Origin of the sequence: Dactylosporangium sp. NPDC050688 (assembly GCF_040654515.1) — a bacterium.
In the GTDB taxonomy this organism is placed as follows: domain Bacteria; phylum Actinomycetota; class Actinomycetes; order Mycobacteriales; family Micromonosporaceae; genus Dactylosporangium.
The window spans coordinates 66,074-84,597 of the sequence record NZ_JBFAIC010000004.1; the positions used below are offsets into that span (position 1 = coordinate 66,074).

Annotated in this window: 21 protein-coding genes and 1 riboswitch; of the genes, 11 read left to right on the forward strand and 10 right to left on the reverse strand. The window is 72.4% G+C overall.

All coding sequences use genetic code 11. The features are described from left to right. The 3 genes from era to AB0H83_RS05885 are packed head-to-tail and all read left to right on the forward strand — an operon-like array spanning position 1 to position 2,470. Entirely contained in the window at positions 1-885 is an 885-nt protein-coding gene (gene era / locus AB0H83_RS05875) for a GTPase Era (protein ID WP_360087496.1), read from the forward strand. Between the two features lie 11 nt (positions 886-896). After that, complete coding sequence (gene recO, locus AB0H83_RS05880) at positions 897-1,679, forward strand: DNA repair protein RecO (protein WP_360087499.1); 783 nt, start codon at positions 897-899, stop codon at positions 1,677-1,679. After that, positions 1,676-2,470 (forward strand): isoprenyl transferase, encoded by a 795-nt coding sequence (locus tag AB0H83_RS05885; RefSeq protein ID WP_360087502.1) that lies wholly within the window; start codon positions 1,676-1,678, stop codon positions 2,468-2,470. The genes recO and AB0H83_RS05885 overlap by 4 nt, the downstream gene beginning before the upstream one ends. Before the next feature lie 274 nt (positions 2,471-2,744). On the opposite strand, the gene AB0H83_RS05890 is transcribed toward AB0H83_RS05885, so the two are convergent. The 3 genes from AB0H83_RS05890 to AB0H83_RS05900 form a co-directional block, all read right to left on the reverse strand. Continuing rightward, the gene (locus AB0H83_RS05890) at positions 2,745-3,614 is read right to left on the reverse strand and encodes an energy-coupling factor transporter transmembrane component T (protein ID WP_360087505.1); all 870 of its coding nucleotides are present in this window, start codon (positions 3,612-3,614) and stop codon (positions 2,745-2,747) included. Then, positions 3,611-4,912: an ABC transporter ATP-binding protein gene (locus AB0H83_RS05895; protein WP_360087508.1), complete on the reverse strand. Its 1,302-nt coding sequence runs from the start codon at positions 4,910-4,912 to the stop codon at positions 3,611-3,613. The genes AB0H83_RS05890 and AB0H83_RS05895 overlap by 4 nt, the downstream gene beginning before the upstream one ends. Before the next feature lie 95 nt (positions 4,913-5,007). Next, entirely contained in the window at positions 5,008-5,574 is a 567-nt protein-coding gene (locus AB0H83_RS05900) for an ECF transporter S component (RefSeq protein WP_360087511.1), read from the reverse strand. Between the two features lie 74 nt (positions 5,575-5,648). Further along, positions 5,649-5,763, reverse strand: a riboswitch (TPP riboswitch). A 152-nt stretch (positions 5,764-5,915) separates the two neighbouring features. Here AB0H83_RS05900 and AB0H83_RS05905 point away from each other — a divergent pair. Then, the gene (locus tag AB0H83_RS05905; RefSeq protein ID WP_360087514.1) at positions 5,916-7,898 is read left to right on the forward strand and encodes an acyl-CoA dehydrogenase family protein; all 1,983 of its coding nucleotides are present in this window, start codon (positions 5,916-5,918) and stop codon (positions 7,896-7,898) included. 101 nt (positions 7,899-7,999) lie between these two features. Here the strand turns inward: AB0H83_RS05905 and AB0H83_RS05910 are convergent, their stop codons facing one another. From AB0H83_RS05910 to AB0H83_RS05930, 5 genes are all read right to left on the reverse strand, one after another. Then, on the reverse strand, positions 8,000-8,596 hold the full coding sequence (locus AB0H83_RS05910) for a hypothetical protein (RefSeq protein ID WP_360087517.1): 597 nt from the start codon (positions 8,594-8,596) through the stop codon (positions 8,000-8,002). 59 nt (positions 8,597-8,655) lie between these two features. Then, positions 8,656-8,952: a metalloregulator ArsR/SmtB family transcription factor gene (locus AB0H83_RS05915; protein ID WP_360087520.1), complete on the reverse strand. Its 297-nt coding sequence runs from the start codon at positions 8,950-8,952 to the stop codon at positions 8,656-8,658. Positions 8,953-8,972: 20 nt separating this feature from the next. After that, positions 8,973-9,863 (reverse strand): metal ABC transporter permease, encoded by an 891-nt coding sequence (locus AB0H83_RS05920; protein WP_360087523.1) that lies wholly within the window; start codon positions 9,861-9,863, stop codon positions 8,973-8,975. A 174-nt stretch (positions 9,864-10,037) separates the two neighbouring features. Then, positions 10,038-10,793, reverse strand: a complete 756-nt coding sequence (locus tag AB0H83_RS05925; RefSeq protein ID WP_360087530.1) for a metal ABC transporter ATP-binding protein — start codon at positions 10,791-10,793, stop codon at positions 10,038-10,040. 39 nt (positions 10,794-10,832) lie between these two features. Continuing rightward, complete coding sequence (locus tag AB0H83_RS05930; RefSeq protein ID WP_360087533.1) at positions 10,833-11,081, reverse strand: DUF6703 family protein; 249 nt, start codon at positions 11,079-11,081, stop codon at positions 10,833-10,835. A 35-nt stretch (positions 11,082-11,116) separates the two neighbouring features. Between AB0H83_RS05930 and AB0H83_RS05935 the strand changes: the two genes are divergently transcribed. From AB0H83_RS05935 to AB0H83_RS05945, 3 genes are all read left to right on the forward strand, one after another. Beyond that, on the forward strand, positions 11,117-11,440 hold the full coding sequence (locus tag AB0H83_RS05935) for an antibiotic biosynthesis monooxygenase (RefSeq protein ID WP_360087536.1): 324 nt from the start codon (positions 11,117-11,119) through the stop codon (positions 11,438-11,440). Positions 11,441-11,458: 18 nt separating this feature from the next. Next, positions 11,459-11,953, forward strand: coding sequence for a hypothetical protein (locus AB0H83_RS05940; protein ID WP_360087539.1), 495 nt, complete (start codon positions 11,459-11,461; stop codon positions 11,951-11,953). A 156-nt stretch (positions 11,954-12,109) separates the two neighbouring features. Beyond that, positions 12,110-13,492, forward strand: coding sequence for a glycine--tRNA ligase (locus AB0H83_RS05945; protein WP_360087542.1), 1,383 nt, complete (start codon positions 12,110-12,112; stop codon positions 13,490-13,492). 10 nt (positions 13,493-13,502) lie between these two features. Here AB0H83_RS05945 and AB0H83_RS05950 read toward each other — a convergent pair whose 3' ends face one another. Further along, positions 13,503-13,973, reverse strand: a complete 471-nt coding sequence (locus AB0H83_RS05950) for an XdhC family protein (RefSeq protein WP_360087545.1) — start codon at positions 13,971-13,973, stop codon at positions 13,503-13,505. A gap of 42 nt (positions 13,974-14,015) precedes the next feature. Here AB0H83_RS05950 and AB0H83_RS05955 point away from each other — a divergent pair, with 42 nt between their 5' ends. The 4 genes from AB0H83_RS05955 to AB0H83_RS05970 all read left to right on the forward strand — a co-directional run bounded on the left by AB0H83_RS05955 (position 14,016) and on the right by AB0H83_RS05970 (position 17,285). Then, a complete protein-coding gene (locus tag AB0H83_RS05955; RefSeq protein ID WP_360087548.1) occupies positions 14,016-15,011 on the forward strand; it encodes a permease in 996 nt (331 codons plus the stop codon). Next, a complete protein-coding gene (locus AB0H83_RS05960; RefSeq protein ID WP_360087551.1) occupies positions 15,008-15,874 on the forward strand; it encodes a TIGR03943 family protein in 867 nt (288 codons plus the stop codon). The genes AB0H83_RS05955 and AB0H83_RS05960 overlap by 4 nt, the downstream gene beginning before the upstream one ends. Next, positions 15,875-16,606, forward strand: a complete 732-nt coding sequence (locus AB0H83_RS05965; protein WP_360087554.1) for a histidine phosphatase family protein — start codon at positions 15,875-15,877, stop codon at positions 16,604-16,606. 184 nt (positions 16,607-16,790) lie between these two features. Continuing rightward, positions 16,791-17,285, forward strand: a complete 495-nt coding sequence (locus AB0H83_RS05970) for a YcxB family protein (protein WP_360087557.1) — start codon at positions 16,791-16,793, stop codon at positions 17,283-17,285. A 135-nt stretch (positions 17,286-17,420) separates the two neighbouring features. Here AB0H83_RS05970 and AB0H83_RS05975 read toward each other — a convergent pair whose 3' ends face one another. Continuing rightward, complete coding sequence (locus tag AB0H83_RS05975) at positions 17,421-18,485, reverse strand: methyltransferase domain-containing protein (protein WP_360087560.1); 1,065 nt, start codon at positions 18,483-18,485, stop codon at positions 17,421-17,423. Positions 18,486-18,524 lie beyond the last annotated feature (39 nt).

The following is an 18,524-nucleotide window of genomic DNA, read 5'->3' on the forward strand; positions in this document are numbered from 1 at the left end:
GTGCAGCACAACTACCACGCAGGCTTCGCGTGTTTCGTCGGCCGGCCCAACGCGGGCAAGTCGACGCTCACCAACGCGATCGTCGGGCAGAAGATCGCGATCACGTCGGCGAAGCCGCAGACCACCCGGCACACCGTGCGCGGTGTCGTGCACCGGCCGGACGCGCAACTCGTCCTGGTCGACACGCCGGGGCTGCACCGGCCGCGGACCCTGCTCGGCGAGCGGCTCAACGACCTGGTCCGCGCCACCTGGAGCGAGGTCGACGTCATCGGGCTGTGCCTGCCCGCCGACGAGGAGATCGGGCGCGGTGACCGGTTCATCACCGGGGAGATCGCCGCGCTGAAGGCGACCGTCGTCGCCGTCGTCACCAAGACCGACCTCGTCGACCGCGGCAAGCTCGCCGAGCGGCTCCTCGCCGTGCAGGACCTCGGCGAGTTCGCCGACATCGTGCCCGTCAGCGCGGTGTCCGGGTCGCAGGTCCAGACCCTCGTCGACGTCATGATCGGCCACCTGCCCAAGTCGCCGCAGCTGTACCCCGACGGCATGCTCACCGACGAGCCCGAGCACATCCTGATGGCCGAGCTGATCCGCGAGGCCGCCCTCGAAGGCGTCCGCGACGAGCTGCCGCACTCGATCGCCGTCCTCGTCGAGGAGGTCATCCCCGAGGACGGCCTGACCAGGATCTTCGCCGACATCTACGTGGAGCGCTCCAGCCAGAAGGCGATCGTCATCGGGCACCAGGCGAGCCGCCTCAAGGACGTCGGCACCCGGGCCCGCCGCGAGATCGAGGACCTCATCGGCGGCCGCGTCTACCTCGACCTGCACGTCCGCGTCGCCAAGGACTGGCAGCGCGACCCGAAGCAGCTGCGCCGCCTGGGCTTCTGAAGGGTTGTGACATGTCCGGCGTCGGGTTCAAGGGCAAGCTGTACCGCGACGACGCGATCGTGCTGCAGGTGCAGAAACTGGGCGAGTCCGACCGGATCATCACCCTGTTCACCCGCCGGCACGGCCGCGTCCGCGCGGTCGCGAAGGGTGTCCGGCGCACCATGTCGAAGTTCGGCGCGCGCCTCGAGCCGTTCGGCCACGTCGACGTGCAGCTGCTGGAGGGCCGTACCCTCGACGTCGTCAGCCAGGTCGAGGGCATCGACCTGTACGGCCGCCGGTTCCTCGACGACTACCCCCGGTACACGGTCGCGTCCGCCATCGCCGAGACCGCGATCCGGCTGACCCCGATCGAGGAGGAGCCGGCGCTGCGGCTGTTCCACCTCACTCTCGGCGGCATGCGCGCCCTGGCCAACCGCGAGCATGCCAGCAGCCTGATCCTCGACGCGTACCTGCTGCGCGCGATGGGCGTGTCCGGCCTGGCCCTGGCGCTGCGCGAGTGCGCGGTGTGCGGCACCGCCGGACCGCACCGCGGCTTCTCCCTCGCCGCCGGCGGCGTGGTCTGCCCCGACTGCCGCCCGCCCGGCGCGTCGCACCCGGCGCCTGCGACGATCGAGCTCATGGTGGCGCTCGCGGAATCGGACTGGGTGGTCGCCGACGCCAGCGAACCCAACCACCGGCGCGAGGCCAGCGGGCTGGTCGCGGCGCATCTGCAGTGGCACATGGAGCGGGCGCTGCGCTCGCTCCCGCTCGTAGACCGGGACGACACCGCCCGGGGCCGAAAGGAAAGCTCGTGAGCAACTTCCGTCCGCCGTCGCAGCACCCCACCGGCGCCCGCCCGCCGGCACTGCCGAAGGAGGCCGTGCCGCAGCACGTGGCGATCATCATGGACGGCAACGGCCGCTGGGCCAAGCAGCGCGGCCTGCCCCGCACCGCCGGGCACACCGCCGGCGAGGCCGCCCTGTTCGACGTCATCGAGGGCGCGCTCGAACTCGGCGTCAAGTACGTCAGCGCCTACGCCTTCTCCACCGAGAACTGGAAGCGTTCCCCCGACGAGGTCCGCTTCCTCATGAACTTCAACCGCGACACCATCCACCGCCGCCGCGACGAGTTCCACGAGATGGGCATCCGCGTCCGCTGGGCGGGCCGCCGCCCCCGCCTGTGGCGCAGCGTCATCAACGAGCTCGAGTACGCCGAGGAGCTCACCAAGCGCAACACCAAGCTCACCTTCACCATGTGCGTCAACTACGGCGGCCGGGCCGAGGTCGCCGACGCGGCCGCCCGCATCGCCGCCGACGTGCAGGCCGGGCGCCTGAAGCCGGACCGGATCACGGAGAAGACGTTCGCCAGGTACCTCGACGAGCCTGACCTGCCCGACGTCGACCTGCTGATCCGCAGCTCCGGCGAGATGCGGACCAGCAACTTCATGATCTGGCAGGCGGCCTACGCCGAGTTCGTCTCGGTCGACACCCTGTGGCCCGACTTCGACCGCCGGCATCTCTGGTACGCCTGCGAGGTGTACGCCAAACGCGACCGCCGCTTCGGCGGGGCGATCCCCAACCCGGTCGTGCCGACACTGACCACCTGAGCCCGCCCCACGTGTGATCTCGCCCGCTTGATCTCGCCCGTTGATCTCGCCCGTTGATCGAAGTCGTGTCGTGGTCGTCCAGGTGGCCGGGGCGCGACTTGGATCACGACGGTGGTCCGGCTGGCAGGACGGCGACCACCGGATGCCGCGCGCACGCGCGTGAGGCTGCCGCGCGCAGCGCAGGCAGTGCGAGCGCAGCGAGCATGGGGGGCTCCGGGGTGGGAATCCCCCGGCCGGCCGCGGCGGCAGCCGCCCGAAGCAGGTAGCGACGTGACTATGTGTGCACGAACTTCAGCAAGATCAATGCCGCCGCGAGGACCGCGCCGATGGCCACCACGGACGCGTCGGACCAGCCGAAACGGGTCTCGCGGGCGCTGGTGCGCGGCAGGCCGCGGTCGAAGCCGCGGGCCTCCATCGCGGTCGCCAGCCGGATCCCGCGCCGGATCGCCCCGACCAGCAGCCCGAACGTCGCGGACACCGCCAGCCGCAGGTGGCGGGCCGGGTTCCAGCCGCCGTCGATGCCGCGGGCGCGGCGGGCGAGCCGGATCAGCCGGTACTCGTCGGTGAGCAGCGGCACCAGCCGGAACGCGGCGAGCGCGCCGATCGCGAACCGTGGCGGCACCTTCAGGTGCGCGATGAGCGAGTCGGCGAGGTCCGTCGGGTCGATCGTCGCGAACACCACGAATCCGGGCAGACCGATCGCGATGAGGCGCAGCGCGTACCCGAGCGCGGGCTCGTGCACCTCGAACCCGGCGACGGTGCCGACGACCGGGCCCTCCTTCGCGCCGAGCAGGACCGTGAAGACCAGTACCACGGCCGCGGACAGCAGCAGCGGCCAGCCGCGCCGCCAGAGGGCCGCCCCGCCCAGGCCGGTCAGCGGCAGCAGCGCCAGCTCCACGGCGATGGCGACGGCGGTGACGAACGGGTCGACGGTGCTGAGCACGGCGGCCGTCAGCAGTGCCGCGGCGAGCAGCTTCGCGGTCGCGTCCCGGTCGCGGATCCACCCCGTGACCCGCCCGCCGGAAAGCCCGCCGTGAGGCCCGCCGGAAAGCCCGCCGTGAGGTTCGCCGGAAAGCCCGCCGTGAGACCCGCCGGAAACCCCGACGGTATGCGAGCCGGAAACCCCACTGGAATGCTGGCTCATCGGCGGTCCAGCCTGAGCCGGCGGTCGCCGAGCGCCTCGACGAGCTGCTGGTCGTGAGTGACGATCACCAGGCCACGCCCTTCGTCGCGCAGGTCCGCGAGCAGTTCGACCAGCTCCCGCCACGTCAGCGGGTCCTGGCCGAACGTCGGCTCGTCCAGCACCAGCAGCCCGGGGGCGGCCGCCAGGGCCGTCGCCACGCTCAGCCTCCGCTGTTCGCCGCCGCTCAAGGTGTACGGGTTGGCAAGCGCCAACCTGTCGAGGCGGAGCCGGGTCAGCAGCTCGTCGACGAGCTTCGGGTCGCGCCCGCCGAGGAGCAGTTCGTCACGGACGGTCGCGGTGACGAACTGGTGCTCCGGGTTCTGGAACACCGAGCCGATCCTGCCCGCGAGCTTCGCCGCCCTCCACCGGTGCGGCGGGTGCCGCTCGCCGGGCGCCACGACCCGGCCCGGCGCCGCCGGCTTCGTCAGGCCGCCGAGCAGCAGCGCCAGGGTCGACTTGCCGGCCCCGTTGGGGCCTTCGACCGCGAGGGCCTCACCGGCGCGGACCACCTCGTCGACCACGTTGCCGGTGTGCCGCAGGGCGAGCCGTTCCGCGGTGAGCAGCACGTCGCCGGGGGCGGTGCGGGCCCGGCGGTCGGGCACGACCAGCGTCGGCTGCTGATCACCGAGGGTCACCACCCGGTCGACCAGGGTCAGCGCCTCCTCGAGCCGGTGCTCGACCAGGATCATTGTCGCGTCGACGTCGTACAGCGCCTTGCCGAGCGCCGCCCGTACCAGCTGTGCACCCTCGGGATCCAGGTTCGCGGTCGGCTCGTCGAGCAGCAGCAGCCCGGGCCGCGACACGAGCACGCCGGCGATCGCGAGGCGCTGCTGCTCGCCGCCGGACAGGGCGGCGGTGTCGCGGTCCCGGCCGTACGGGAACCCGACGGCGGCCAGGGCGGCGTCCACCCGCGGCCAGATCTCGGCGCGCGGCACCCCCCGGTTCTCCAGGCCGAACGCGACGTCGTCGCCGCTGCGGCTCATCACCAGCTGCGTCTGCGGGTCCTGGAACACGATGCCCGTGCCGGCCCGGTGCTCCCGGGCCGGCCGGCCGTCGACCAGGACCTCACCCTCCTGCTCGCCGGAGTCCTCGGCGAGCAGGCCGGCGAGGGCGGCGAGCAGGGTGCTCTTGCCGGCGCCGGAGGCGCCCGCGAGCAGGACCCGCTCGCCGTGCTCGATCCGCAGGTCGAAGTGGCGGACCGCCCAGGCCTTGCGCCCGGCGTGCCGCCACCCGAACCCCTTGAACTCGACAGTGCTCACGCCGTCACCTCCGCTGCGCTCCGGCGCCGACGTGAGCCGAGACTGCGCCCATGGTTCGCGGCTCCTCCGCTGCGCTCCGGACCGCTCACAGAACGTTAAACGGCGGCCCGTTCGCGGCCCGAGGGGAAGCGGTCCAGCACGCCGGTGGTGGCGAGGGACCGCTGCAGCGCCCACGAGCCGGCGCCGGCGATGACCGCGCCGCTCGCCACGACGATCGCCGCGTACAGGGCCTTGTCGGTGTTGCTGAAGGCGCCGTAGTACATGTTGAGGTCCAGCAGCGCCGCACCGCCGCCGGCGAGCGCCCCGGCGACGATCGCGTTGCCGAGCCTGTAGCTGCGGTACCCGGTGAGCGCGAACCCGAACTCGCCGCCGACCCCCTGCAACAGGCCCGACAGCAGCACGCCGAGGCCCCAGGTCGAGCCGAACAGGGCCGACACCAGCGCCGCGACGAACTCGGTGTAGAGCCCGGCGCCCGGTTTGCGGATCACCAGCGGGCCGAGCACGCCCGGGACGAGCCAGACGCCGTAGATGAACGCGCGCCACGGCAGCGCGACGCTCTCCATGGCGTTCCACAGGTTGTTCCATGCGTAGAACACGGCGGCGAACGCCACCGCGATGACCGAGGCGACGATGATGTCGACGGTCCGCCAACGGGTTTCCATTGCAGTGCCTCCTGGTTCGGGGGTGAGCCAGAAGGAGACGCGACGCCACGCCCGGGGGGCCGGACGTGGCGCGTGGCGTGAGGTGACCGAGCTCCCTGCGCTGGCATTACCCAGATCAGGTTCGAGGGTCTGCGTCGGCCTGGCCCGGCCGCCGCACTCTCAGCGCTGTGCGCTCCCCTGTCGGATGTGCAGTTGTTTCCCGACGGTAACAGTGAACGAACTTCACTCGAAGCCCCCGGTCGCCAAAATCACGGCGCTTGATCCTTCCCCGCGGGGCATGGCCTTCGCTACTCACGGGTAATAGCCTGGTCGGTACTGGACTGACACCTGGGGGTGCCGCAATGACGCAGGTCGCCGACAGCTCAGCTCACACGAACGAGAACGCGAACCAGAACACGGAGCAGAACGCCAACCAGAGCGTGAACACGGAGGCCAAGACCGGCACGCACGCCGAGAAGCAGGCGCGGAAGGTCATCGAGGCCAGCCGCGAGACGGAATGGCGCAAACCGAGCTTCGGCAAGGAGCTGTTCCTGGGCCGCTTCCGGCTCGACCTGATCGACCCGCCGCCGGCCGACAAGGAGGCCGAGGCCGGGCAGGAGTTCCTCGCGAAGCTGCGGGCGTACATCAGCGGCGTCGACGGCCAGCAGATCGAGCGCGACGCCCGGATCCCCGACGACGTGCTCCGCGACCTGGGCGGGCTCGGCGCGTTCGGGATGAAGATCGACACGAAGTACGGTGGGCTCGGCCTGTCCAACCTCGACTACTGCCGGGCCCTCGCCCTCGTCGGGTCGGTCAACCCGTCGATCGGCGCGCTGCTGTCGGCGCACCAGTCGATCGGCGTGCCGCAGCCGCTGAAGCTCGTCGGCACCGATGAGCAGAAGCAGCAGTTCCTGCCCCGGCTGGCCGGTGGGGAGGTGTCCGCGTTCCTGCTCACCGAGCCCGAGGTCGGCTCGTACCCGGCGAACCTGCGCACCTCTGCCGTGCCCACCGAGGACGGCGACTACCTGCTCAACGGCGTGAAGCTGTGGGCCACCAACGGCACCCTGGCCACCCTGTTCGTGGTGATGGCGCTGGTACCGAAGAGCGAGGGCCACCGCGGCGGCATCACCGCGTTCGTGGTCGAGGGCGACGCGCCGGGCGTGACGATCGAGCGGCGCAACGCGTTCATGGGCCTGCGCGGGCTGGAGAACAGCGTGACCCGTTTCCACAACGTGCGGGTGCCCGCCGCCAACGTCATCGGCGGCGAGGGGCAGGGCCTGCGCATCGCGCTCAGCACCCTCAACACCGGCCGGCTGTCGCTGCCCGCGATGTGCGTCGGCGCCGGCAAGTGGTGCCTCAACGTGGCCCGCGAATGGGCCGCCGAACGCGTCCAGATGGGCCGCCCGATCGGCAGGTACGAGGCCATCGCGAAGAAGATCGCGTTCATCGCGGGCTCCACGTACGGCATGGAGGCGATGCTGGAGCTGTCCTGCCGCCTCGCCGACGACGACCGCAACGACATCCGCATCGAGGCGGCGCTCGTGAAGTTGTACGCCAGCGAGCTGGCCTGGAAGGTCGCCGACGAGCTGATCCAGATCCGCGGCGGGCGCGGCTACGAGACCGCCGACTCCCTCGCCGCCCGTGGCGAACGCCCGATCCCCGCCGAGCAGATCCTGCGCGACCTGCGGATCAACCGGATCTTCGAGGGCTCGACCGAGATCATGCACCTGGCCATCGCCCGCGAGGCCGTCGACGCGCACCTCTCCGTCGCCGGCGACATCATCGACCCCGACGCCGGCCTCGGCGCGAAGGCCAAGGCGGCCGGCAAGGCCGGCGGCTTCTACGCCAGGTGGCTGCCGACCCTGGTCGCCGGCAAGGGCCAGCTCCCGGCCGGCTTCAGCGACTTCGGCCCGCTCGCGCAGCATCTGCGGTACGTCGAGCGCTCCTCGCGCCGGCTGGCCCGGGAGACCTTCTACGGCATGGCCCGCTGGCAGGGCCGGCTGGAGCACAAGCAGGGCTTCCTCGGCCGGATCGTCGACATCGGCGCCGAGCTGTTCGCGATGTCCGCCGCCTGCGTCAAGGCCCGCAGCGAGCAGGCCGAACGCCCTGAGGGCGTCGAGCTCGCGGACCTGTTCTGCCGGCAGGCGACCCTGCGCGCCGAGGCCCTGTTCCGCGACCTGTGGGACAACGCCGACGCGATCGAGTCGGCCGCCGCGAAGCGGGTCATCGCCGGGCGGTACCTGTCGCTGGAGGAGGGCATCGTCCCGCCGGACGCGTCGGGGCCGTGGCTCGCCTCGTGGGAGCCGGGCGAGTCGGCCGCCGAGGACGTGCGGCGCCGCTTCTGAACAACCACGGCCGCCGGCGTCCGCGCCGGCGGCCGTTGCGTGTCCTCGCACCGCGGTCGCCGTGTTGTCCTTGTGGGCGCTGCGCTTTTGATGGTCGCCGGTCAGCGCAGGCCGAGGCTGCGCAGCTCCAGGGTGGCGAGGGCCTCGACCGCCTGCTTGTCGCCCTTGCGCCACAGTGCCGCGATGTCGGGGTCGATCTTCACCAGCTTGCCGAGCGGCTGGGTCGCCAGGGCCCGCAGGGCGAGCAGGTCGCGGCCGGCCGTCGCGTCGCGCAGCCGCGCCGCCGAGCCGGCCCGCCGCATCCACCGGATCCGCAGCGGCAGCCACAGCAGCACGACCAGCGCGACCGGCACCGCGATCACCAGTACCGACATGATCCAGGCCAGGTCGTTGACGATCTGCTGCTGCTCGCGGCCGGCGTCGGCGAGGGAGCGGGCCGCGTTCGCCGCGCTCGCGAAGGGGGCCGCGACCGAGTCCGGTACACCCGGCACACCGTTGATCTTGTCGCCGGCGCCCTGGAGGTTGTCGGCGAGGCCCGTGCCGGCGCCTTCGAGCTTCCTGCCGGGCGCCGCCAGCCCCTGGATGGCATCGAACAGCGCCATGCCCAGCTTGACCCAGACGTAGATCCAGGCGACCACGAACACGTCGGTGAGGAGCTGCCGCAGGGCGGTGGGGGCACGGTCGGCATAGAGCTTCACGAGTCAAGCCTGACGTACCGACGCTGTGGGCGCACTGTGACCATGCGCCGGAATGCGGGTCAGGAGCCGCCGGTCTCGCGGGCGTGGGACACGGCGTCGGCGACGATGTGGGCGATGTGGTCGTCGGTCAGCGCGTACGCGATCTCCCGCCCCCGCCGGGAGCCGCGCACGACACCGGCGCCGCGCAGGACGCGCAGGTGCTGCGACACGAGCGGCTGCGGGGCGCCGAGGGTGTCGACGAGCTCGTGCACGCAGCGGGGGCCGCCGGCGAGCTCGGTCACGATGCGGATGCGCAACGGGGCGGCGAGGGCACGCAACAGCTCGCCGGCCGCCTCGTATCCCTCAATGCTCGACATATGCGCAACGGTAACCGTTGTCAGTAACCATGGTCCACACGGTCGAGCACCACCTCTGGCGTGGTCCGTTCCGCGGCCGGCGGGCTGGGTCTGGTGCGCCGGCGCACCGCCCGCCACGCCGACCCACCGACGGTGACGACGAAGAAGCCGCTGATGGCGAGCAGGACCACGGTGGCGCCGGGGCCGGTGTCGGCGGCCGTCGAGACCCAGATGCCGCCGCCGGAGGCGGCCAGGCCGAGCAGGACCGCCACCAGCATCGTGGTGCGGAAACCGCGGGTGATCTGCTGCGCGGTCGCGACGGGCACCACCATGAGGGCGCTGACCAGCAGCAGGCCGACGGCGCGCATGGCGACCGTGACCGTGACCGCGGTCGTCACGGCGAGGACGAGGTTGAGGGCGCGGACCGGCAGGCCGGAGACCCGCGCGTACTCCTCGTCGTGGCAGACCGCGAAGAGCCACGGGCGGAGCAGGACCGCCACCGCCAGCACCGCGCAGCCGAGGATGAGCATCACCGTCAGGTCCTGCCGGCTCGTCGTGAGCGGTGAGCCGAAGAGGTACGTGACGAGGCTGCGGTTGCTCTGCTCGTCGGACAGGTTGACCAGGATCACGCCGCCGGAGATGCCGCCGTAGAACAGCATGGCGAGGGCGACGTCGCCGGAGGTCTTGCCGCGCTCGCGCACCAGCTCGATGACGACGGCGCCGAGCGCGGCGGCGATGACCGCCATGAGCACCGGCGACTGGTGCAGCAGCAGGCCGAAGCCGACGCCGGTGAGCGCCACGTGACCGAGGCCGTCGCCGATCAGCGACAGCCGCCGCTGCACCAGGTAGATGCCGATGGCGGGCGCCGACGCGCCGGTGATCAGCGCGCCGACCAGGGCGCGGATCATGAAGTCGTACGCGAACAGGCTCATGCCGTCACCTCCGCTGCGCTCCGGTGTCGGCCTGAGCTCCACCCTGAGCTGCTGATTCGCGGCCCTCCGCTGCGCTGCGAGCCGCTCATGCCGTCACCTCCGCTGCGCTCCGGCGCCGGCCTGAGCTCCACCCTGAGCCCATGGTTCGCGGTCCTCCGCTGCGCTCCGGCCCGCTCATGCGTTGCCCAGGAGGCCGGGCGCCTCGACGGCGGCGTGGGGGTGGACGTGGTCGTGGCCGGGCTCGGCGTGGTGGCCGGCCGGCTCGGGGGGTGCGCCGTCGTGGATGATCTCGCCGTGGTGCACGACGACCGCGCGGGTGATCAGGGGGCGCAGCGGGCCGAGCTCGTGCGCGACGAAGACCACCGTGCCGCCCTGGCCGACGAACCGGTCCAGGCACCCGGCGAACGCCTCCTGGCTCGCGGCGTCCACGCCGGCCGTCGGCTCGTCCAGGACCAGCAGCTCGGGCGCGCCGGCGAGGGCGCGGGCGATGAGGACCCGCTGCTGCTGCCCGCCGGACAGCACCGACACCGGCTCGCGGGCCCGGTCGGCGAGGCCGACGGCGGTGAGGGCTTCCTCGACCGCGCGCCGGTCGGCGCTCGACGGCAGGCGCAGGAACCCCCGGCGGGCGAGCCGGCCCTCCGCCACGACCTCGCCGACCGTGGCGGGCACGCCGCTGCCGGCGCCGACACGCTGCGGGACGTAGCCGAGCCGGTGCCAGGCGCGGAAGCGTTTCAAGGGGGTGCCGAAGAGCCGGACCTCGCCCTGCGCGAGCGGTACCAGACCCAGTGCGGACTTCACCAACGTGGACTTGCCGGACCCGTTGGCGCCGAGGATCGCCACGACCTCCGCCGGGTCGACGCGCAGCGACACGCCGTCGAGCACGGGTCGGCCGTCGTAGGCGACGACGGCCCGGTCCACCTCAAGTACCACGGTGCCGAGCGTGCCCGATAATGGGAATCGTTGTCAACTTCAGGTGAGCTTCACGACCGCCAGCAGCACGACCAGCCCGAGGATCACCAGCCGCATCACGCGGGCCCGCGGCGGGTGCGCCCGCCACGTCTGGGCCAGCAGCCACCCGGCGCCCGCGGCCAGGGCGAGCAGCACCAGGGCGCCCACCGGCCCCGGCAGTACCAGCGCCACGAACACGAGCACGCCGACGCCGAGGAACGCCGCCGTCGGGTTGACCCGTCCCAGCCGGGTCAGAACACGCTGGGTCATCTCGGTCGGGCTCCTCGGGTCCGTATGCTCGCGGCATGCTGGTGGTGACACGGTTCGTGCTGGACGACGCCGACGAAAGCTTCGTGGAGCGCGCGCACGCCGCGCTTGGTGCGCTCGCGGCCTGCCCAGGGTATCTCCGCGGGCGCCTCGCCCGCGCGTTCGACGACCCGGCGCACTGGAGCATCGTCACGGAGTGGCAGTCGGTGGGGGCGTACCGCCGCGCATTGTCGGCCTTCGACGTGAAGATGTACGCCACCCCGCTGCTCGCCCAGTCCCTCGACGAGCCTTCGGCGTTCGAGGAACTCGCCGAGGTGGCACCCGGCGGGGCGCTCACGGTCACCGCGAGCGACCGGGCGTAGTTGGCTACTGTTGGGGGCATGATGCCCCAGCCGACCGAGGTGCCGGCACCGCCGCCGGGCCCCGGCGTGGTGACGCCGTTCGCGGCGCCGCCGCGCGACCGGGACCTGCGTGGCCTGTGGATCGGCCTCGGCGTCGGCGGGCTCGTGCTGGCGCTGTGCTGCGTCGGCGGCGCGCTCGGCGGCGGGTTCCTGCTCGCCGGCCTGGAGGGCGTCGCCCGCTCGCAGCTGGCCAGCGTCGTCGACGACTACCTGACCGCGCTGCGGGCCGAGGACTACGCGACGGCCCGCGCGCAGCTGTGCCCCGAGCAGCAGCGCACGCACACGCTCGCCTGGTACGAGGACGAGTACCGCGGATCCGAGGTCACCGCCTTCACCGTGCACGAGGACCGGGTCGACGTGAACCTCGTGCAGGTCCCGGCGGACGTCACCCGGCGGGGGCAGGGCGAGTCGCTGATGACGTTCACCATGCTGCAGCAGACGACCCGGTGGGTGATCTGCGGAGGGGTCGACTGACCCTGCCCCCGGGCACTGCGGATAATCTGGTGCGGCTCGCCCGGGCGTAACCGTACCGTCGATGTGGACGTTGACGGTTTGCCCGTCTTGACCGACATTTCAGTACCCGATACCCGCCTTGCCGACAGCCAGTCGCCGTGAGGCCGAGGAGGAACCATGGCCGCCGATCGCATCGATTCCGTCGTCAGCCTCGCGAAGCGCCGCGGCTTTGTCTTCCCGTCCAGCGAGATCTACGGGGGCACCCGCTCCGCCTGGGACTACGGCCCCCTCGGCGTCGAGCTCAAGGACAACGTGCGCCGGCAGTGGTGGCGCACCATGGTCCAGCAGCGCGACGACATCGTCGGCCTGGACTCCGCCGTCATCCTGTCCCGCGACGTGTGGGTCGCCTCCGGCCACGTCGACGCGTTCGTCGACCCGCTGACCGAGTGCGCGTCCTGCCACAAGCGGTTCCGCGCCGACCACCTCGAAGAGGCGTTCGTCGAGAAGCACGGCACGGACAAGCCGTTCGTCCTCAGCGAGATCAACTGCCCCAACTGCGGCAACAAGGGCACGTTCAGCGAGCCGCGCATGTTCAACGGCCTCATGAAGACCTACCTCGGCGCGGTCGAGAACGACGAGGGCCTGCACTACCTGCGGCCCGAGACCGCGCAGGGCATCTTCATCAACTACAAGAACATCGAGGGCGTGGCGCGCAAGAAGCCGCCGTTCGGCATCGCGCAGGTCGGCAAGAGCTTCCGCAACGAGATCACCCCGGGCAACTTCATCTTCCGCACGCGCGAGTTCGAGCAGATGGAGATGGAGTACTTCGTCGAGCCGGGCAAGGACGAGGAGGCCCACGAGTACTGGCTCCAGGAGCGCTGGAACTGGTACCTGGACCTCGGCCTGTCCGCCGACAACCTGCGCTTCTACGAGCACCCGAAGGAGAAGCTGTCGCACTACTCGAAGCGCACCGTCGACATCGAGTACCGCTTCCGCTTCGGTGGCCAGGAGTTCTCCGAGCTCGAAGGCATCGCCAACCGCACCGACTTCGACCTGACCACGCACTCCAAGCACTCCGGTGTCGACCTGTCCTACTTCGACCAGGAGAAGAAGGAGCGCTGGGTCCCCTACGTCATCGAGCCCGCCGCCGGCCTCACCCGCGCAGTGCTGGCGTTCCTGCTCGAGGCGTACGACGAGGACGAGGCGCCGAACACCAGCGGCAGCGTCGACAAGCGCACGGTCATGCGCTTCGACAAGCGGCTGGCGCCGGTCAAGGCGGCGGTGCTGCCGCTGTCGCGCAACGCGGACCTGTCGCCGAAGGCGCGTGACCTGGCCAAGCAGCTGCGCAAGCGGTGGACCGTCGACTTCGACGACGCGCAGGGCATCGGCCGCCGGTACCGCCGGCAGGACGAGATCGGCACGCCGTTCTGCCTGACGGTCGACTTCGAGACGCTCAATGACAATGCGGTGACGGTGCGTGACCGCGACACGATGGCGCAGGAGCGGGTTTCGCTCGACCAGGTGGAGACCTACCTGATCGAGCGCCTGCCGGGCTGCTGACCGGCTTTCCTTAGAACGTCGTTCCGCCCGGTCGGCCGTTGCGGTCGGCGAGCAGGCCGGCGAGGGTCGCGAGGGCGATCTCCGCCGGTGTCTTCGAGCCGATGTTGAGGCCGATCGGGCGGTGGACGCGGGTGATCTCGTCCTCGGCGACGCCCAGCGCGCGCAGCGCTTCGACGTGCGGGCCCGCGTGCCTCGGGCTGCCCATCACGCCGATCCAGCGGGCCGGTGAGTTGAGCGCGTCGCGCAGGACGGCGCCCAGCTCCGGCCGGTCATGGTCGGTGACCACCACGTCGGTCTGCGCGTCGATCGGCGTCCGGCCGAGGTCCGGGTCGGCCAACGCCACCCGGTAGCCGAGGGCCGCCGCGAAGTGCAGCAGGTGCGCGGCGACCGGGGAGTCGAACACCGCCACCAGGGCCCGGCCGTCGCCGGCCGGCTGGACGGTGCCGTGCGCCAGCGCGCACGCCTCGGATTCCGTACTCATGGGATTCGCCGTTCTGTCATACCAGGACGGTAGCCTCCAGGCGTGACGTTGACCCAGCAGCCGGACTCGCCGGTCGCCGCGAAGCCGCGGCGACGGATCGGCTCCGTCGAGGTGCTCGCCGCGGTGCTCGTAATGGTGGTGCTGTTCCGCGGGCCGTTGACCGAGTCGCTGTCCGCGCCCGCGCTGCAGACGTGGCTGACGGTGTTCGTGTCCGTGATGACCCAGGCGATCCCGTTCCTCGTGTTCGGGGTCATGCTGTCGGCGGTCATCGCGGTGTTCGTGCCGCCGTCCTTCTTCGCCAGGGCCCTGCCGAAGCACCCCGCGCTCGCCGTGCCGACCGCGGGCGTCGCCGGGGTCGTGCTGCCCGGCTGCGAGTGCGCGTCGGTGCCGGTCGCCGGCGCCCTCGTCCGCCGCGGCGTCACCCCCGCGGCCGCGTTCGCGTTCCTGCTCGCCTCGCCGGCGGTCAACCCGATCGTGCTGGTCTCGACCGCCGTCGCGTTCCCCGGCCAGCCGCGGGTCGTGGTCGCCCGGGCGCTCGCCAGCCTCGTCGTCGCCTGCCTCATGGGGTGGCTGTGGCAGGCGTTCGGCAAGGGCAGCTGGCTGAGGATGCCGTCGCGGGCGCACCTCGACGGGATGGACAGATGGCCGGCGTTCTGGGCGAGCGTCCGGCACGACGTGCTGCACGCCGGCGGGTTCCTGGTCATCGGTGCCGCGTCGGCCGCCGTCATCGCCGTGGTCGTGCCGAAGTCGTGGCTGGCGCAGCTCGCCGCCGACCCGTTCGTCGCGATCCTGGTGCTGGGCCTGCTCGCGGTGCTGCTGTCGATCTGCTCCGAGGCCGACGCGTTCGTCGCCGCGTCGCTGACCCAGTTCTCCATGACCGCCCGGCTCGCGTTCATGGTCGTCGGTCCGATGATCGACCTCAAGCTCTTCGCCATGCAGGCCGGCATCTTCGGGCGCGGGTTCGCGCTGCGGTTCGCGCCGGCGACGTTCGTGCTCGCGATCGGGGTGTCCGCTGTGGTCGGGACGGTGCTGTTGTGAACAGGCAGGCGCAGGCGGTCATCCTGCTGCTCGTCGGGGGTGCGGTGCTGCGGGCCAGCCTCACCGACCAGTACCTCAACTACGTCAAGCCCGGGCTGCAGCCGTATCTGATCCTGGCCGGGGCGATCCTGGTGGTCGCCGGGCTGTTCTCGTTGTGGTATGAACTTCGCCCGGCCCGGCCCGCCACGTCCGGCGGGGCGGCCGGCGGCGGGCCGGCGGCCGGCGGCGTGATGGACGGTGAGGGTGCGCGGGACGGGCAGGTGCTCGTGTCGGCGGGTGCGCACGGGCCCGACGACGGGCCCGGGGACGACGGGCACGGGCACGGGCACGGGCATGCGGCCGGGGACGACGGGCACGGGCATGGGCACGGCGGGCCGAGGGTGGCGTGGCTGCTGCTCGCGCCGGTGTTCGGGCTGCTGCTGGTGGCGCCGCCGGCGCTCGGGTCGTATGCGGCCGGGCGGGCCGGGTCGGCGCTGGTCGAGAAGTCCGACTTCGCGCCGCTGCCGGCCGGCGACCCGGTGAAGCTGACCATGCTGGACTACGCGTCCCGGGCGGTGTTCGACCGCGGGGTGTCGCTGGGGCAACGGCGGGTCGAGCTGACCGGGTTCGCGATGCGCGGGCCCGAGGGCACCTGGCTGCTGGCGCGGATGATGGTCAGCTGCTGCGCCGCCGACGCCCGGCCGGTCAAGGTCGCGCTGGCGGGGCAGCTGCCCGACGGGCTGGCCGAGGAGCAGTGGCTGCGGGTCACCGGCGGCTACACGGGCCGGCAGGCGAAGGACACCGTCAACGGGGAGACCATCCCCTTCATCGAAGTCGCCGAGATCACATTGATCGAGGTGCCCGCCGAGCAGTACGAGTCGTAGATGGAGCCCAGACGTCCAGCGCTGCTCGTGCTCGTCCGGCACGCCGAGTCGGCGCGCAACCAAGCGAAGAAGGGCAGCGTCTACTTCGCCGACGACGCGGCCCGGCAGGTGGTCCGTGGTGTGCCCGACCACCTGATCGACCTGACCGCCGACGGGCACAAGCAGGCGGCGCAGACCGGCCACGCGATCCGGGAACGGTTCGGGGTGTTCGACTACGTCTACACGAGCGGCTATGCGCGCACCGTGCAGACCGCCGAGGGCATTCTCGGGGCGTATCCGTCGCAGGAACGCGACCGGATGCGGGTGCGCACCAACATCTTCGTGCGTGAGCGTGACCCCGGGTTCGCCTATGACATGACGACCGCCGAGGCCGAGGCGGCGTTCCCCTGGCTCAACGAGTACTGGCACACGTTCGGCGGCTTCATGGCCCGCCCGCCCGGCGGCGAGAGCCTGGCGGACGTGACCGGTCGCGTCCACACGTTCCTCGACACGCTCTTCCGCGACCGGCCCGGCCAGAAGATCATGGTCGTCACCCACGGCGGCACGCTGCGCTGCTTCAGGTTCCTGCTGGAGCGCTGGGACTACCAGCGGGCGCAGCGCTGGCCCGAAGGTCAGACCCCCGCCAACTGCGGCGTGACGACCTACCGGCTGGCCGCGTCGGGCGAGCAGCTCGAGCTGGAGGACTACAACCGCGTGTACTGGACGGTCGGCTCAGCCACCGACGGCATCTGACCTGCGCCTGCGGCCCGGCGCCCGCGGTGGCGTGCCCAGGCCGTGGCTCTGGCGTGCCCGGGGCGCGGGCGGCCAGTCGCTCGTGTGACCTCGTCGGGCCGGAGGGCCACAGGCAGTGGGGCCGACCGTGCCCCATGGCGGACGTCAGCGAGGTGTACGGTGTGCGCGTCGATGGGGGAGAACGATGCACATCAGCTTCACGGTCGAGCCGGACCCGGCACGGGCCCGTCGAGCCATCCACACCACGATGGGTGGGAAGCTGATGCGGCTGTACGTTCTCGGGGCCGTCGTCGCGGCCGTCGGGGTGGTCATGTTCGTCAACGACATCCCGTCCGGCGCGGCGCCCGTCGCGCTCGGGGCGGGGTTGGTGTGCTTCCCGTGGCTGGTGTCGCGGGCCGCGGCGCAGGCGAGGACCGGGCTGCTCGGGGAGACGGTCACGTATGAGCTGACCGACGCCGACGTGCAGGCGCACACCAGGAGCCTGAACGTCGGGTACCGCTGGGAGTCGGTCCAGGCGGTGCGGGAGACCTCCGAGTTCTGGGTGCTGACGGTCGCCGGGATCAATCCGCTCGTCGTGCCGTGGACGCAGCTGCCGCCTGCGGACATCGCCAAGGTGCGGGCGTTCCTGGTGGCGCGAGGGATGCTGCCCGCCGGGCGCGAGCCGGCCCTGGAGGTCTGAGACCCACCCGGCCCGCCGGACGGACAGCCGCCGATCCGACGGCCGGACCGGCCGCTGGCCACAGCGCCGCGCGGTCGGTCTCAGGGCCGCGGCGGTCGGCGGGCATGGTGGCGGGGCGCGGGCGTCGGCGAGGGATCAGTGGACCGGGCGGTCGGTGCGGTCGGCGAGGGCGAGGAAGCGGTCGGGGCCGTCGTCGTACACGCTGAGGCGCCAGCCGGAGCCCGCCGTCGTCGCCGTCAGCGGGCCCTCGGCGAGCGGCTCGTCGGGGCGCAGGACCCGGCCGTGGCGGGCCGCGAGCGTGGCGCGGCCGGTGGGGTGGAAGAGCACGAGCCGGCCGCCGGGCCTGGTGACCCGGGCGAGCTCGCGCAGGCCGTCGGCCGGGTCGGGCAGGTGCATGACGAGCCCGGCGGCGAAGACGGCGTCGACCGCACCGTCGGTGAACGGCAGGCGGCTCGCGTCGGCGAGGACCAGACCGCCGTTGCCCTTCTCGCGGGCCTTGGCGAGCATCTGCGGCGTGTGGTCCAGCCCGATCACCGTGCCGGCCGGGCCGACGGCGGCGCGCAGGGCGGGCAGGGCGCGGCCGGTGCCGCAGCCGACGTCGACGACCACGCCGCCGGACGGGAGGGCGGCGGCCTCGACGGCGGCGGCGTACGCGGGCAGGTCGTCGCCGAACTTCGCGTCCCAGGTCTCGGCGCGGACGCCGAAGAACGCGCGAGACTCCGCCAGGTGCCACCGCTCGTGCGGCAGCAGCCGCGGGGCGAGGTGGCGGATCACCGGCCACTCGGGGTCGTGCAGGTCAACGACGACGTCCGCGGTGTCGCCCCGGGCACCGTCGGCGGCGTGCTGCCGGCGCGACGTGCGCAACCAGATCACGACGTCCCAGCCGCCGGCCGGCGCCCGGTCCCGCGCGGCCGGCCCGTCAGCCACCAAGACCGCATCGCCCGTACCGCCGGCCGCGCCGGTACCGCCGGAAGCGCCCGAAGCGCCGGTGACGGCGGACGTACCCGCGGCGCCGGGCGTGCCGGGCGGCGAGGACGGCGGCCTGGTGCATGGGCGGCCGGCGGACCGCAGCGCGGCCGTCAGACGGTCGGCCACCTGGCCGGTCCGTTCGTCGGTGCCGTCGACCACCACCGTCGCACGGCCCGCCGGGATCGCCTCGACGAGCAGGTGCATGACCTCGCTCCACCGGTCCTGTGTCATCGGTCCATCATGCGGAAGCGGCCGACGGAGGGTCGGCAC

Bases quoted from the DNA above. Each gene is read 5' to 3' on its own strand.
- recO (WP_360087499.1), top strand. From the start codon at position 897: ATGTCCGGCGTCGGGTTCAAGGGCAAGCTGTACCGCGACGACGCGATC.
- AB0H83_RS05890 (WP_360087505.1), bottom strand. From the start codon at position 3,614: ATGAGCCAGCATTCCAGTGGGGTTTCCGGCTCGCATACCGTCGGGGTT.
- AB0H83_RS05900 (WP_360087511.1), bottom strand. From the start codon at position 5,574: ATGGAAACCCGTTGGCGGACCGTCGACATCATCGTCGCCTCGGTCATC.
- AB0H83_RS05905 (WP_360087514.1), top strand. From the start codon at position 5,916: ATGACGCAGGTCGCCGACAGCTCAGCTCACACGAACGAGAACGCGAAC.
- AB0H83_RS05915 (WP_360087520.1), bottom strand. From the start codon at position 8,952: ATGTCGAGCATTGAGGGATACGAGGCGGCCGGCGAGCTGTTGCGTGCC.
- AB0H83_RS05920 (WP_360087523.1), bottom strand. From the start codon at position 9,863: ATGAGCCTGTTCGCGTACGACTTCATGATCCGCGCCCTGGTCGGCGCG.
- AB0H83_RS05930 (WP_360087533.1), bottom strand. From the start codon at position 11,081: ATGACCCAGCGTGTTCTGACCCGGCTGGGACGGGTCAACCCGACGGCG.
- AB0H83_RS05935 (WP_360087536.1), top strand. From the start codon at position 11,117: ATGCTGGTGGTGACACGGTTCGTGCTGGACGACGCCGACGAAAGCTTC.
- AB0H83_RS05940 (WP_360087539.1), top strand. From the start codon at position 11,459: ATGATGCCCCAGCCGACCGAGGTGCCGGCACCGCCGCCGGGCCCCGGC.
- AB0H83_RS05945 (WP_360087542.1), top strand. From the start codon at position 12,110: ATGGCCGCCGATCGCATCGATTCCGTCGTCAGCCTCGCGAAGCGCCGC.
- AB0H83_RS05950 (WP_360087545.1), bottom strand. From the start codon at position 13,973: ATGAGTACGGAATCCGAGGCGTGCGCGCTGGCGCACGGCACCGTCCAG.
- AB0H83_RS05965 (WP_360087554.1), top strand. From the start codon at position 15,875: ATGGAGCCCAGACGTCCAGCGCTGCTCGTGCTCGTCCGGCACGCCGAG.
- AB0H83_RS05970 (WP_360087557.1), top strand. From the start codon at position 16,791: ATGCACATCAGCTTCACGGTCGAGCCGGACCCGGCACGGGCCCGTCGA.
- AB0H83_RS05975 (WP_360087560.1), bottom strand. From the start codon at position 18,485: ATGACACAGGACCGGTGGAGCGAGGTCATGCACCTGCTCGTCGAGGCG.